This is a genomic window from Pseudarthrobacter sp. GQ63 (assembly GCF_059758765.1).
Genome location: NZ_JCAXEF010000005.1, coordinates 114688 through 129160, shown reverse-complemented (window position 1 = coordinate 129160; position 14473 = coordinate 114688). Strand labels below are relative to the sequence as shown.

Genomic DNA, 14473 nt, shown 5'->3' with positions numbered 1-14473 from the left:
GGCTCCGCACGTTTGCTGTGGAGCCCGCCGGTTCAGGACCCACCACCACTTCCAGAAAGGAGGCCCTGAATGTCACAGCTGACAGACGCGCTGGCCTCGAACATCGGCCATGGCCAGGGCCCCGGGACGGATACGGGCAAGAGCTCCAAGCCGCGCAAGCCGCCAAAAGTCCCCCGCGGTAAATTCTCCGTCCATTTTGCGCACTACAAGTGGCTCTACCTGCTGCTGGTGCCGGGGGTGGTGTACTTCGCGGTGTTCCGCTATGCCCCGATGTACGGGGTGTCCATCGCGTTCAAGGACTACGTCCCGTTCCTGGGCGTGAACGGCAGCCCGTGGGTGGGAACCCAGCACTTCCAGGACTTCTTCTCCAACCCGGACTTCCCGCGGCTGCTCGGCAACACCCTGATCCTCGCGTTCCTGAACCTGGGCATCGCCTTTCCACTGACCATTGTCCTGGCGCTGCTGCTGAACGAGGTCCGCCTCTCGATCCTCAAGCGCACGGTCCAGACGCTCGTCTACATTCCGCACTTCCTGTCCTGGACCATCGTGGCGTCGCTGAGCTTCCTGCTGTTCGCCCTGGACTTCGGCCCGTTGTTCCTGTTCCTGAACAACGTGATGGGCACCAACATCGATTTCCTGTCCGACCCCGCCTGGTTCCGGCCGCTGATCGTGCTGCAGGAGATCTGGAAGAACACCGGCTGGGGCACCATCATCTTCCTCGCCGCGCTGGCCACCGTGGACCAGGACCAGTACGAGGCCGCCATCATCGACGGCGCCGGCCGGTTCCGCAGGGTCTGGCACATCACCCTGCCCGGCATCCGTTCCACCATCATCGTGATGCTGATCCTGGCCATCGGGCAGATGCTCAACACCGGGTTCGAACAGATCTACCTGATGACCAACGCCCTGAACCGGTCAGTGGCTGACGTGTTTGACACCTACGTGTACTTCGTAGGCATCACCCAGGGCGCCTACAGCTACTCCACCGCGGTGGGGCTCTTCAAATCCCTGGTGGGCATCGTGCTGATCTTCGGCACCAACGCCCTGGCCAAGCGCTTCAACCAGAGCGGACTGTTCTAATGAAGATTCACAACACCACCGGCGGGCGGATCTTCGACGCCGCGAACTACGTGTTCCTGACCCTGATCGGCATCATCACGCTGCTGCCGTTCATCTACGTGATCGCAGGGTCCTTCGCCAACGAGGCCGAAATCACCCGTCGCGCGTTCTTCGTCTGGCCCGAACAGTTCACGCTGGGCTCCTACGAGTACATCTTCTCCACCCCCGCGTTCACCAGGGCGCTGGTAACCACCATCCTTGTCACCGCCGTCGGCACCCTGGTCCAGCTCGCGTTCACCGTGACCATGGCCTACCCGCTGGCCAAGAAGACCCTCCGCGGACGGCAGGTCATCCTGTCCCTGGTGGTCTTTGCCATGGTGTTTTCCGGGGGCATGATTCCCACCTTCCTGCTGGTCAAGGACCTGGGCCTGCTGAACTCCTACTGGGCGCTGATCCTGCCGGCGGCCATCAACCCGTTCAGCCTGATCATCATCAAGAACTTCTTCCAGGAACTCCCGCAGGAGCTGGAGGAATCGGCCAAGATGGACGGCGCCACCGAGATCGGTATCCTGTGGCGGATCCTGCTGCCCCTGTCCAAGCCCGTGCTGGCCACCTTCGCCCTGTTCTACGCCGTGGGCATCTGGAACGATTTCATGTCGCCCCTGCTCTACCTCTCCGACAACTCCAAGTGGACCCTGCAGATGTACCTGCGCCAGGTCACGGCGTCATCGGACCTGCTCGGCACAGGCAACGTGGATCCGAACTACATCCCGCCGGAACAGGGCATCAAGTTCGCGGTCATTGTGGTGGCCACCCTGCCCATCCTCATCTTCTACCCGTTCCTGCAGAAGCACTTCGCCAAAGGCATGCTCATCGGCTCCGTCAAGGGCTGAGCCTGCACCACGAGAGAAAGCACAGCATGAAAATCCTGCTCGCCGGAGATTCCACGGTGGCAAACTGCCCCACGCACGAGTACCCCATGAGTGGCTGGGGAGCGCAGCTTGCGCCCCACACCTACACCTTCGGGGCCGTGTACAACTTCGCCAAGGGCGGGGCCAGCACGGAGTCCTTCCGCGAGGAAGGGCTGTGGGGCCGCCTGCTGGCGGAGGCCGGGGAGGGGGACCTGGTCCTGGTCCAGTTCGGCCACAACGACCAGAAGAAGCAGCACCTCGCGGCCCGGACCGGCTACGCCGCCAACCTGCGCACCATGGCGGGGGAGGTGCAGAACCTGGGGGCGCTGCCCGTACTGTGCACCCCGGTGGAGCGCCGGCACTTCCTGGACGGCCCGTCGTCGGAAGCTGCTGTCCTGGAACAGAGCCTGGAGGACTATCCGGAGGTGGTGCGGGAGATCGCCCTGGAACTGGGACTTCCGGTGCTTGACCTGAACGCGTGGACGCGCGGGCTGTATCTGCAGCTGGGGCGGGAGAAATCGGCGTCGCTCTTCTGCCACTTCGAGCCGGGGTCGCATGCCTACTGGCCGGACGGCCTGGCGGACAACACCCACTTCTCCCAGCAGGGAGCAGCAGTGGTGGCGGGGCACGTTGCCGCCCGGCTCCGGGAGCTGGGCCTGGTGCCCGGTGGCCTGGTGCGTACGACGGCGGGACGCGGCTAGGTGGGCACGCCCGGCCCGGAGGCGAAGGTGCTGTACCGCAACGCCCTCGTGTCCCCGGCGGACGTGGCGGACTGGGTGGCGGAAGGGCCGCTGAGCCTGGGCGCCCACCAAGGCGCCCTGGAACTGTCAGGTTCGCTGGACGACGCGGAATTCGGGGACCATGCGCACTGGACGTTCTGGTGCCCGGTGCAGTTCCCGGACGGCATCCGGATCAGCTGGGAGTTCCTGCCGCTTGAGGAGCCAGGCCTGGCCATGCTCTTCTTCGCTGCCCGGGGGCACGGCGGCCGGGACCTCTTTTCCAGTGGACTCGCGCCGCGGACGGGGTACTACCCGCAGTACCATTCCGGGGACATCGATGCCCTGCACGTCTCCTACTTCCGGCACAAGTACGAGCCCGAGCGGGCTTTCCGGACCTGCAACCTCCGGAAGAGCGCCGGGTTTGACCTGGTGGCGCAGGGTGCCGATCCGCTGCCGCCGGCCGGGGACGCGGTGGACTTCTACCGGATGGAGGTGGTGAAGGACGGGCCGCGGGTGGCTTTCGCCATCAACGGGCTGCCGCTTTTTGCGTGGCACGATCCGTCCCCTGCCGCGGCCGTGCTGGGCGGCGGATACCTGGGCTTCCGGCAGATGGCCCCGCTCCGGGCGGCGTACCGGAACCTGGTGGTGGAGGAGCTCTAGTCCGCTAGGGAGCGGGATCCGACGTGTGCTTCGTCGGCCGGTAGCCGGCGAGTTCGGCGCGGACGTCACCTTCCTCGTGCTGGCCCTTTTCCTTGCCGAACGGCAGGGCCTTCAGCAGCGGGTGCAGAACAGCCATCACGGCGAGGCCCCAGGCGAGTCCCAGGACGGCTGAGCAGATGGTGTTCACCAGCCAGGCCAGGAGGCCGCCAATACCCGCGATTCCGGCGACCGGCGCCTCGAGGGCGTGAACCAGGTCATACGGCAGGTGCCAGCCGAGGTCGTAGGCCCCCTGGAGCATGATGTGGCCGCCAACCCACAGCATGGCGACTGTCCCGATCAGGGTGATTGCGGCCAGCACGGCGGGCATCCCCTTGACGAGCAGCTCGCCGAAGCGCTGCGAGCCCGCAGACTCCTTGGCGGCCAGGTGCAGGCCAATGTCGTCCATCTTCACGATCAGAGCCACGGCGCCGTACACAAGCACCGTGATGGCGAGGGCTACAACCACCAGGATGGCGGCCCGGGCCCAGATGGATTCCGTGGCAACCTCGTTCATCGAGATGACCATGATCTCGCAGGACAGGATGAAGTCGGTGGTGATGGCGCCCTTGACCACCTTCGCTTCCGCCTCCGGACCGCGCTCGACTGCCGGCGCTTTTTCGTCCGAGTGGTCCCGGCGGAGCTTGTGCCAGACCTTCTCGGCACCTTCGTAGCACAGGTACGTGCCGCCCAGCATGAGGATGAACGGGATGGCCCACGGGAGGAAGGCGCTGATGAGCAGCAGGGCCGGCAGGATGATCAGCAGCTTGTTCCGGAGCGAGCCCCAGAAGATCCGCTTGATCATCGGCAGTTCGCGGGACGGGTCCGCCCCGGACACGTACTGCGGGGTGACAGCGGCGTCGTCGATGACAACACCGGCGGCCTTGGCCCCGGCCTTTGCCGCTCCGGCAGCGACGTCGTCCACCGAGGCGGCCGCGATGCGGGCCAGGGCTGCGACGTCGTCCAGCAGGGCGACGAGGCCGCCGCTCACAGACCGCTCCCGCGGTGTTCGCGTTCGGACGGCTGGGCGTGGCTGCCTGAATGCAGGCGCGTGATCGGCATGCTGCGATTATACGGTGGCGGGCAGCCGTACCCGCCCTGCTCCGCCGCGCGCGGCCAGTGTTCCGTCGAGCTTCGTTCCCGCCCGCGGACGGTCAGGCCCCGGCGACCGGGAGCACCAGCAGGTACCCCGCCGGCAGTTCGCTGCTCCAGCGCCGCGGCTCGCGGACCACGAACTGCGTGGCCAGCTGTTCGGGGGTAAGAAGGCTGTTGGGCGCGGGCGACGGGCCCCACTGTCCGCTGCCGTGCGGGTAGAGCGGGTCCTGGACGCGGACGCCGGTGACCGAGAACTCGGGGAACTGGGCGGGGTCGCCGATTGATTCGAAACCGCTCATCACCCACGCATGGCGGCCGCTCCACATGACCAGCCCCACTGGCCTGCCCGTGTCAGCGATGGCGCGTGCCGCCGTCTGGAGGGCCGACCCGTAATCGGCGATGCTGACCACTGTGTACGGCCCCATGCCCACTTCCGTCAGCACCTGCGCCCAGCCGAGGGGGTTGGCGCCGTTGAAGGAATTGGAGGACCGTGCCCGGGCCATCTCCCACAGTTCGCCCTGCTGGGCGGAATCGGCCCAGGTGCCGCCACCGGTGTCGTCAATGAGGTTGTGCGCCATCTGGATGCTCGCCGCAACGCACCAGTCAAAGGTGTACTGCGGCACGAAGTCACCCTCCTGGTAGAGGTTGAGCGCGTAGGGCTGGGGGACCGGGGGTGGTGCGGGAGCCGGCGGCGGGGGTGGGGGTGTGGCGGTGGGAACCGGAGCGGTGGTCCCTTGGGGGGCGAGGGCAATGCCGCTTGCGGAGGGCTGTGCGGGGGAGGTAGGGGCCGGCCGTGCGGGGGAGGCCGGGACCGCTTGCCCGGCGGGCGCTTCGTTGATGCCGACGGCGGGCGCGCAGGCCCCGAGGCAGGTCGACAGGGCGACGAGCCAGGCAAGGAGACGGGGACGGGCGCCGGTCATGATGGGATCAGTCTAGCGCGGGCCCCTCCCGCTGTCCGGTGGGCCGCTTAGCCTCAGAACGCGTAGCGGACGCGGCAGTACGGCGCGATCTTTTCAATCAGCGCCGTCAGCTGGTTCACGTAGCGTGCCTTGGTTCCCGCGCGGTAGCGGACGTTGGTGAAGCCGTTGGAGGAGATCTTGGACTCCTGGAGGTCCGGGCGCCAAAGCACGTCCTCGGCCTGCGGATGCCAACCGAGGTTGACCTCGTGCAGCCGCTCGTTGTGGGTCAGGAAGATGACTTCAGCCGCGAGCTGGGCTTTTGCGGCCGAGCTGAGGGTGCGGTCCAGCTGGCGCAGCAGTTCCTCCCAATCGCTGAGCCACGTGTCCGTGATGATGACGGGGGAGAAGTTCACGTGCACCTCGTAGCCGGCATCAACGAAGTCATTGATGGCGGCCATCCGGTCGGCCACGGGGGAGGTCCTGACGTCGATGGACTTCGCCAGGGCCGCGGGCATGAGGGAGAACCGGATCCGGGTGTGTCCGCCGTGGTCCCAGCCGAGCATCGCCGGGTTGACGAACTTGGTGGCAAAGGACAGCTTGGCGGTGGGCAGGTCGCGGAAGAGCGTGACGAGGTCCTCCACGTTGTCGCTGATCAGGGCATCGACCGAGCAGTCGCTGTTCTCGCCGATGTCGTAGACCCAGAGTTCCGGGTCGCACTGGTTTGGTTCCAGCTTGATGCCCTGGCGCGTCACGTGCCGCTCCAGCGCCCCGGAGATCTGGCCGATGTTGGCGAACACGGTCACGGGATTGCTGTATCCCTTGTGGCGGGGCACGTAGCAGTAGGCGCATGCCATGGCGCAGCCGTTCGCGGTTGAGGGTGCAATGAAGTCCGCGGACCGGCCGTTCGGCTTGACGGTCAGCGCCTTCTTGACGCCCAGGACCAGCGCCTCCGTCTTGATCCGGGACCAGCGCGGCACGTTCGTTTCTTCACCGTGCAGCTCGGGGATGTTCCAGTGGCTGTCAACAAGCACGACGTCGGCGTCCGGCCAGCGTTCGACGATGTCCTTGCCCCGGGGCAGTTCCAGGGCAGCGGGTTGCGCGTAGATGCGCCGGATCTGCAGCAGCCGGTTGAATTCCATGGCTCCATCCTCGCAGGAGGTCCTAGCCTGCCAGTATCCGCTCCAGCCGCTCCACGCCGGACTGCTCAAAGGCGGCGTCGCCGATTTTATGGGCCCAGACCACGGTTCCCAGGGCCTGGTTCAGGTTTTCCAGCTGCCACACGTCGGCTGCGGCGCTGTTGTGGTGCTTCCCCAACCCGCTGTAGAAGGCCTCCGCCAGGGCGGGGCGCCCCAGGAACTGCTGGTGGGTGAGGCGGACCAGGTCATGGACCCAAGGTCGGGCGTCGGCCCGCCCGAAGTCGATGACTTTGATTTTGCCCCCGTCCACCAGCCAGTTCCTGGGCTGGTAGTCACCGTGAGTGGTTACCAGCTCCACGGGGGCCGGTGTGATGCCGGCCAGTTCCCCAGCGGCCCGGGCGCGCAGGCCGGCGGCCAGCAGTCCTTCAGCCGAGCTGATGAGCAGCTGTGTCTGGTAGGCGATCTTCTTCGTGTAGTCGGCCGAGGTCCCGGCTGGGCGGTGCAGCTGTGCCAGGACCGCTCCGGCCTGGCGGTACGTTTCGGGGCGGTACTCGGCAGTGGATCCCTCCACCGGCGTTCCGGGCAGGAATTCCGTCACAAGGATTCCCGCCTCTGCTGAAGCCTGCCTGAGCACGGGCGTTGTGCCGTGAAGGCCGGGCAAGCCCGGGGTGAGGGCGGCGATTTCCCGCCGGATGTGGTGGCTGGTGGTGCTGGCCTTGACGATGAAGCTCCCGCCGTCGGGCGTGGACACATGGAGCACGGAGGTGTCCTGCAGGGGCCAGGAGTAGTCCTTGACCACCCTGAACGGGCCAAGCCAGGACCTCAGAATTCGGTTCTGCTCATCTGTAACTGAAGCGGGCATCCATCAGGCTATGCTTTCCAGCGCCAGTTCCTCAACAGCAACCGCCAGGGCGTCCAGGTCGAACCACTCAACCGGGAGCACGTCGTGGACAAAGGCATCAAAGTCGAAGGGGTGGCAGCGACCGCCATGGTTCCAGTACAGGATCCAGAGGTCCACCAGGCCGCGGTCCTTCCGCTGCAGCAGGTCTCTTGCGGTGCGCCGCGGGTCATCCATAGCCAATCCTTGCTTCTGCTGCCGTCCGCCCACAAGGGCCGGTGCCAGCTGTTGCCGCAGGGACCACGCCCTGCGGAGGGTCTGCGGGAGGGGGGGCGGAAAAGCTACGGCATGATAGGAGGGTCATGCGGGTCTGCCCAGGTCATCGGGTTTGTTCAAGGGAGGGGAAGCTGGTTTGGAGCCATTAACTGTCGACGGCGGCAAGGGGACGGTGGAGTTGCGTTCCGACGGCGTCATCCACCTGATCTGGGAACCCAAGGTCCGGATAGAGATCGAGGACGCGCAGGCTGCCATGGCGGCTGTCAACGAGATAGCGGGTGACCAGACCTATCCCATGCTGGTGGACATGGCCACCACCGAGGACGTCACCCGGGCGGCCCGCTCCGTGTTTTCCATCCCCTGCGCCGCCGACCGCATTGCGCTGCTGGGTGCCAGTCCGGTGGACCGGATCATCGCCAATTTCTTCCTTGGCGTGCATATCCCGCCATGTCCCACGCGCTTCTTCACCTCCCGGACCGAGTCGATGAAGTGGCTTCAGGCCGGCAATTAGTTGGCTTGTGTGCTCTGCCGTACCACCAGTTCCGGCGTGAACACCACCGAACGGTGTGTCGGCTTCCGGGATTCGACCTCTTCGGCGAGCAGCTGGATGGCGGTACGTCCCAATGCCTCCGTGGGCTGCCGGATGGAGGACAGCGGAACCACGGCTGAGACAGCGAAGTCGATGTCGTCGTAGCCGATCAGCGCGACGTCCTCCGGGATGCGGAACGTGTGGGTCATGGTCAGGGACTGCATCACGCCCAAAGCCAGGAGGTCGTTGGCGCAGAAGATGCCGTCCGGCAGCCCTTCACGGCCCCGCTCCACCAGCGAGTTGCCCACGCTGCGTCCGGCCAGGACCGTCTGCCCCTCGGACTCCAAAACCTCCAGCGTGGCGTCCGATTCCTCCTTGACTGCACGCCGGGCGCCCTGGAGGCGGTCGGCAACCTGCCGGATGGAGGTGGGGCCGCCCACAAAGGCGAGCCGACGGCGGCCGGTGTCCAGCAGGTGCCGCGCTGCCAGGTACCCGCCGGCGTCGTCGTCCACCGCCACCGAACTGAACTTTGCCTCGTCCGCCAGCCGGTCCACCAGGACGGTGGGCACGCCGCGCTCGCGGAGGAGGTCCAGCCGCTCGGTCACATCGCCCACGGGCGAGATCAGCAGGCCCTGGACACGCTGTTCCTGGAAGAGGTCGATGTAATTGGCCTCGCGGGCGGCGTCGTGGCCGCTGTCTCCCAGCAGGACAGCACTGCCGTGGAGTGCGGCGGCGTCCTCGGCCGCACGCACGACGGCGGTGAAGAACGGGTTACCCACGTCCAGGACGATGAGCCCGATGGTGCGGCTGTGGCCCGCGCGCAGTTGGCGGGCGGCGTCGTTGCGGACAAAGCCAAGCTCGTCAATGGCCTTCAGCACGCGGTCCTTGGTCCGCTGCGAAACCCTGTCCGGGTAATTCAGCACGTTGGACACCGTGCCCACCGCCACGCTGGCATGGTTGGCGACGTCCTTGATACTGGCTGAACGATTCATGATTCTCCGTGCTGCTGCTCTTTGTGGCACGCATTGAGCCCGGGGTGTGGACCGCGGGCAGGAATGCTTGACACCTGCTCAGATTCAAGAGTACTTTGAATCGTAACAATGAAACGATTCAAACATACGCGATTTCAGGAGAACCAAACATGAGGGTGTGTTTCCGCTCCTCGGTCCAGCCGGCCATGCTCGACGAATACCGCCGGCGGCATGCCGCCGTGTGGCCGGACATGCTCCGCGCCCTCAAGGACGCGGGCTGGAATAACTACTCCTTGTTCCTCTCCGGGGACGGGCTCCTTGTGGGCTACCTGGAATGCGACGACTTTGACGCCGTCCGGGCACGCATGGCACTGACGGACGTCAACGCCCGCTGGCAGGCGGAAATGGCCACGCTTTTTGAAGACTCCGGGCAGGCTCCCGATGAAGGGTTCCAGGTCCTTGACGAAGTCTTCAACCTTGACAGCCAGCTGGCGGCGGCCGAGTCCACCGCAAACTGACGCACACCGGCTCCAGCAGCGGGGCCCACACCACCGACCACAGCATCACGACACCGGAAAGAACCATCATGAATGACGTAGCAACGGCGCTGGGCAGGCTCGAGGAGCTTGCCATCGAGGTCCCTTCGTGGGCCTATGGAAATTCGGGGACGCGGTTCAAGGTGTTCGGCACGCCGGGCACTCCGCGCACCGTGCAGGAGAAGCTTGCCGATGCGGCGAAGGTCCACGAACTGACTGGCCTGGCTCCTACCGTTGCGCTGCACATCCCGTGGGACAAGGTGGATGATTACGCCGCCCTGAAGGAGTACGCGGCCGGTCTGGGTGTGGGCCTGGGTACGATCAACTCCAACACCTTCCAGGATGACGAGTACAAGTTCGGCTCCCTGACCTCGTCCAACGGGGCGGTGCGGCGCCGGGCGATCGACCACCACCTGGAGTGCATTGAGATCATGCACGCCACGGGGTCCAAGGACCTGAAGATCTGGCTGGCTGACGGAACCAACTACCCGGGCCAGGATGACATCAGGGGCCGCCAGGACCGCCTGGCCGAGTCCCTGCAGGAGATCTACGCGGCGCTGGGGGACGAGCAGCGGCTGGTGCTTGAGTACAAGTTCTTCGAGCCGGCTTTCTACCACACCGATGTTCCGGACTGGGGCACGTCCTACGCCCAGACCCTCGCGCTGGGTGAGAAGGCGTTTGTTTGCCTGGACACCGGCCACCACGCGCCGGGCACCAACATCGAGTTCATCGTCATGCAGCTGCTGCGCCTGGGCAAGCTGGGCTCGTTCGATTTCAACTCCCGCTTCTACGCGGATGATGACCTGATTGTGGGCGCGGCGGACCCGTTCCAGCTCTTCCGCATCATGCATGAGGTGATCCGCGGCGGCGGCTTCGGCAAGGATTCGGGGGTGGCGCTCATGCTTGACCAGTGCCACAACCTGGAGGAGAAGATCCCGGGCCAGATCCGCTCCGTGCTGAACGTCCAGGAAATGACGGCCCGGGCCCTGCTGGTGGACACCGCTGCCCTGGCCGAGGCCCAGCGCGCCGGTGACGTGCTGGCCGCGAACGGCATTTTCAACGATGCGTTCTACACCGACGTCCGGCCGGTCCTGGCCGAATGGCGTGAATCCCGCGGCCTGCCCGCGGACCCGCTGGCCGCATTCAAGGCCAGCGGCTACCAGAAGAAGATCAACGAGGACCGCGTGGGCGGCCAGCAAGCCGGATGGGGCGCCTAAGCATGACGATGCAGAACACAGCCAATAAGACTGTTGAAGACCTGATTTCCCGTTCCAACCGCCTGGGTGCGGACAAGCGGAACACCAACTTTGCCGGCGGCAACACCTCTGCCAAGGGCACCGAGAAGGACCCGGTGACGGGCGAGGACGTCCAGCTGCTGTGGGTCAAGGGCTCCGGCGGGGACCTGGGCACGCTGAAGGCCCAGAACCTTGCGGTGCTGCGCCTGGACCGGCTGAACGCGTTGAAGAACGTCTACCCCGGCGTTGAGCGCGAAGACGAAATGGTGGCCGCGTTCGATTACTGCCTGCACGGCAAGGGCGGCGCTGCCCCCTCGATTGACACCGCCATGCACGGCCTGGTGGATGCGGCGCACGTGGACCACCTGCACCCGGACTCGGGCATCGCCATTGCGACGGCGGTGGACGGCGAGGCGCTGACTACCAAGATCTTCGGCAGCAAGGTGGTGTGGGTGCCCTGGCGCCGCCCCGGCTTCCAGCTGGGACTGGACATCGCCGCGATCAAGGACGCCAACCCGCAGGCCATCGGCACCATCCTGGGCGGGCACGGCATCACCGCCTGGGGCGCCACGTCCGATGAGGCCGAGCAGAACTCACTGTGGATCATCGACCAGGCCGAAAAGTACATCCGGGACAACGGCAAGGCCGAGCCTTTCGGACCGAAGCTGCCCGGCTACGGCGCCCTGCCGGAAGCTGAGCGCCGTGCCAAGGCCGCTGCCCTGGCACCGGTGATCCGCGGCCTGGCCTCCACGGACAAGCCGCAGCTGGGGCACTTCAGCGATGACGCCGTCGTCCTTGACTTCCTGGAAGCCGCCGAGCACCCGCGCCTGGGCGCGCTGGGCACCTCCTGCCCGGACCATTTCCTGCGCACCAAGGTCAAGCCGCTGATCCTGGACCTGCCTGCCGACGCCTCGGTGGAGGACTCGATTGCACGGCTGCACGAGCTGCACGCGGACTACCGCGAGGACTACCAGGCCTACTACAGCCGCCATGCGGATGCGGACAGCCCGGCGCTGCGCGGCGCGGACCCGGCCATTGTGCTGGTGCCCGGCGTGGGCATGTTCTCCTTTGGCGCCACCAAGCAGACCGCCCGGGTTGCCGGTGAGTTCTACATCAACGCCATCAACGTGATGCGCGGCGCCGAGGCGATCTCCACCTACGCCCCTATCGAGGAGTCCGAGAAGTTCCGGATCGAGTACTGGGCGCTGGAGGAAGCCAAGCTGGCCCGGATGCCCAAGCCAAAGTCCCACGCCACCCGCATCGCGCTGGTGACCGGTGCGGCCTCGGGCATCGGCAAGGCCATTGCCACCCGCCTCGCCGCGGAAGGCGCCTGTGTGGTCATTGCGGACCTGAACCTGGAGAACGCCGAAAAGGTCGCCGAGGAACTCGGCGGACCGGACGTTGCCGTCGGCGTGCAGGCGGACGTCACGGACGAGGCCCAGGTGGCGGCCGCGATCGACGCCGCCGTGCTGGCGTTCGGCGGCGTGGACCTGGTGGTCAACAACGCTGGCCTGTCCATCTCCAAGCCGCTGCTGGAAACCACCGAAAAGGACTGGGACCTGCAGCACAACGTGATGGCCAAGGGCTCGTTCCTGGTGGCCAAGGCCGCGGCCAAGGTGATGATTGCGCAGGGCCTGGGCGGGGACATCATCTACATCTCCTCCAAGAACTCCGTGTTCGCCGGCCCCAACAACATCGCCTACTCCGCCACCAAGGCGGACCAGGCACACCAGGTCCGCCTGCTCGCCGCCGAACTCGGTGAGCACGGCATCCGCGTCAACGGCATCAACCCTGACGGCGTGGTCCGCGGCTCCGGCATCTTCGCCGGCGGCTGGGGCGCCAAGCGCGCCGCCGTGTACGGCGTGGACGAGGAAAAACTGGGTGAGTACTACGCCCAGCGCACCCTGCTCAAGCGCGAAGTCCTGCCCGAGCACGTGGCCAACGCCGCCGCCGTGCTCACCGGCAACGAACTGTCCCACACCACCGGCCTGCACATCCCCGTGGACGCCGGAGTGGCCGCAGCCTTCCTCCGATGAGCACGGAAGCAGCGCACGGTACTGCCCCGGCACACGCCGGGGCAGTACCCGGGCACAAGATGTTCGCCGGCAGTGTTTTCGCCGCGGTCGACATTGGCGCCTCCTCCGGCCGCGTGATCCTGGGCCGCGTCAGCTCGGGCGGGAACGTGGAGCTGGAGGTGGTCCACCGCTTCCCCAACGGCGTGGTGGAGATCGACGGCGGCCTCCGATGGGACTTCGACGCCCTCTTCGCCGAGGTGCTCACGGGCCTGGCGTCCGCGGCCACCGTCGCCGCCGCGCAGGGGGAACAGGTGGCCAGCATCGGCATCGACACCTGGGCCGTGGACTACGGCCTGGTCAACACAGCCGGGGAGCTGGCTGCCCAGCCCTTCAGCTACCGCGATAACCGCAGCCGCACCGCCGTTGAACCCGTGCACCGGAAACTGGACCCCGCGCGCCTCTACGGGACCACGGGGCTGCAGTTCCTGCAGTTCAACACCATCTACCAGCTTGCCAGCGAGAAGAACCTGGACGGGGTGCAGGCACTCCTGATCCCGGACCTGATCGCGTTCCTCCTCACCGGGCAGCGCCGGACCGAGGCCACGAACGCTTCCACCACGGGCCTGTTCGACGCCGTGGCGGGGGAGTGGGCCACCGAGTTCCTCACCGCGCTGGGCCTGCGGAAGGACCTGTTCCCGCCGCTGATCCAGCCCGGGGAGGCCGTGGGCACCCTCCTGCCGGAGATCGCCGCGCAGGTGGGCCTGCCGGAGGACACCCGGGTGGTGGCCGTCGGCTCACACGACACCGCCTCGGCGGTGGCGGCCGTCCCGGCGAAAGCGGACAACGGCGGGGAACACTTCGCGTACATCTCCTCCGGCACCTGGTCACTGGTAGGACTGGAACTGAAGCATCCCGTCCTCACCGAAGCCAGCCGCGAAGCAAACTTCACCAACGAACGCGGCGTGGACGGCACCATCCGCTACCTGCGGAACATGGGCGGGCTCTGGCTCCTCAGCGAATGCCAGCGGACCTGGGCGCAGGAAGGGTTCCGGCCGGAACTGACGGCGCTGCTCACCGCGGCGGCCGCGCTGCCGCCGGGAGGGCCGCAGATTAATCCGGACGATCCCTACTTCATTGCCCCGGACAACATGCCCGAGCGCATCCGGGCCGCCGTCCGGCGCACCGGCGAGGTGCTGCCGGACCACCCCGCCGCCATCACCCGCTGCATCATGGACAGCCTGGCCGCCGGCTACGCCCGCACCCTCCGGGACGCCGAACGCCTGGCTGACCGGACCGTGGACGTGGTGCACATAGTGGGCGGCGGTTCCCAGAACAGGCTGCTCTGCCAGCTCACGGCGGACGTCACGGGGAAGAAAGTGGTGGCCGGGCCCGTGGAAGCAACCGCCCTGGGCAACGTCCTGGTCCAGGCCCGCGCCGCAGGGGCAGTCTCCGGGGAGCTGGCCGACCTCCGTGCCCTGGTGGTGCACAGCCACAACCTTCAGGTGTTCGTCCCGGAACTCTCGCGGCTGTAACTGCTGTTCAGTGTGTGGCCTGACCT

Annotated in this window: 15 protein-coding genes; 9 read left to right on the top strand and 6 right to left on the bottom strand. The window is 66.6% G+C overall.

What is annotated here, in order from left to right; genetic code table 11:
* The first annotated feature begins 69 nt into the window (after positions 1-69).
* The 4 genes from AC6CHP_RS11185 to AC6CHP_RS11170 are packed head-to-tail and all read left to right on the top strand — an operon-like array spanning position 70 to position 3349.
* Entirely contained in the window at positions 70-1080 is a 1011-nt protein-coding gene (locus AC6CHP_RS11185; RefSeq protein WP_377194327.1) for an ABC transporter permease, read from the top strand.
* On the top strand, positions 1080-1952 hold the full coding sequence (locus AC6CHP_RS11180) for a carbohydrate ABC transporter permease (protein ID WP_104184681.1): 873 nt from the start codon (positions 1080-1082) through the stop codon (positions 1950-1952). Before AC6CHP_RS11185 ends, AC6CHP_RS11180 begins: the two co-directional genes overlap by 1 nt.
* 26 nt (positions 1953-1978) lie before the next feature.
* Positions 1979-2671 carry a rhamnogalacturonan acetylesterase gene (locus AC6CHP_RS11175; protein WP_498229866.1) on the top strand — a complete coding sequence of 231 codons (693 nt, stop codon included), beginning with the start codon at positions 1979-1981 and terminating at the stop codon, positions 2669-2671.
* On the top strand, positions 2672-3349 hold the full coding sequence (locus tag AC6CHP_RS11170) for a DUF1961 family protein (protein ID WP_498229864.1): 678 nt from the start codon (positions 2672-2674) through the stop codon (positions 3347-3349).
* A gap of 4 nt (positions 3350-3353) precedes the next feature.
* Here the strand turns inward: AC6CHP_RS11170 and AC6CHP_RS11165 are convergent, their stop codons facing one another.
* The 5 genes from AC6CHP_RS11165 to AC6CHP_RS11145 form a co-directional block, all read right to left on the bottom strand.
* Entirely contained in the window at positions 3354-4376 is a 1023-nt protein-coding gene (locus AC6CHP_RS11165; protein ID WP_377194321.1) for a DUF808 domain-containing protein, read from the bottom strand.
* Positions 4377-4539: 163 nt separating this feature from the next.
* The gene (locus tag AC6CHP_RS11160; protein ID WP_498229862.1) at positions 4540-5400 is read right to left on the bottom strand and encodes a hypothetical protein; all 861 of its coding nucleotides are present in this window, start codon (positions 5398-5400) and stop codon (positions 4540-4542) included.
* Between the two features lie 53 nt (positions 5401-5453).
* Positions 5454-6518 carry a spore photoproduct lyase family protein gene (locus AC6CHP_RS11155; RefSeq protein WP_498229860.1) on the bottom strand — a complete coding sequence of 355 codons (1065 nt, stop codon included), beginning with the start codon at positions 6516-6518 and terminating at the stop codon, positions 5454-5456.
* Between the two features lie 22 nt (positions 6519-6540).
* Positions 6541-7377, bottom strand: a complete 837-nt coding sequence (locus AC6CHP_RS11150) for a phosphotransferase (RefSeq protein WP_498229858.1) — start codon at positions 7375-7377, stop codon at positions 6541-6543.
* Positions 7378-7380: 3 nt separating this feature from the next.
* Positions 7381-7590, bottom strand: coding sequence for a hypothetical protein (locus AC6CHP_RS11145; RefSeq protein ID WP_188726859.1), 210 nt, complete (start codon positions 7588-7590; stop codon positions 7381-7383).
* A 175-nt stretch (positions 7591-7765) separates the two neighbouring features.
* On the opposite strand from AC6CHP_RS11145, the gene AC6CHP_RS11140 reads away from it, so the two are divergent.
* Complete coding sequence (locus AC6CHP_RS11140; RefSeq protein WP_104184673.1) at positions 7766-8140, top strand: DUF7793 family protein; 375 nt, start codon at positions 7766-7768, stop codon at positions 8138-8140.
* Here the strand turns inward: AC6CHP_RS11140 and AC6CHP_RS11135 are convergent.
* Positions 8137-9150, bottom strand: a complete 1014-nt coding sequence (locus AC6CHP_RS11135; protein WP_188726861.1) for a LacI family DNA-binding transcriptional regulator — start codon at positions 9148-9150, stop codon at positions 8137-8139. The two genes, AC6CHP_RS11140 and AC6CHP_RS11135, sit on opposite strands and share 4 nt — an antisense overlap.
* Positions 9151-9299: 149 nt before the next feature.
* On the opposite strand from AC6CHP_RS11135, the gene AC6CHP_RS11130 reads away from it, so the two are divergent.
* From AC6CHP_RS11130 to AC6CHP_RS11115, 4 genes are all read left to right on the top strand, one after another.
* Positions 9300-9647, top strand: coding sequence for an L-rhamnose mutarotase (locus AC6CHP_RS11130; protein ID WP_188726863.1), 348 nt, complete (start codon positions 9300-9302; stop codon positions 9645-9647).
* Positions 9648-9715: 68 nt separating this feature from the next.
* Positions 9716-10882, top strand: coding sequence for an L-rhamnose isomerase (rhaI, locus tag AC6CHP_RS11125; protein WP_188726866.1), 1167 nt, complete (start codon positions 9716-9718; stop codon positions 10880-10882).
* Positions 10883-10884: 2 nt separating this feature from the next.
* A complete protein-coding gene (locus tag AC6CHP_RS11120) occupies positions 10885-12936 on the top strand; it encodes a bifunctional aldolase/short-chain dehydrogenase (RefSeq protein WP_498229855.1) in 2052 nt (683 codons plus the stop codon).
* A gap of 59 nt (positions 12937-12995) precedes the next feature.
* Positions 12996-14447 (top strand): rhamnulokinase, encoded by a 1452-nt coding sequence (locus AC6CHP_RS11115; RefSeq protein ID WP_498229975.1) that lies wholly within the window; start codon positions 12996-12998, stop codon positions 14445-14447.
* The last annotated feature ends 26 nt before the right edge of the window (positions 14448-14473 follow it).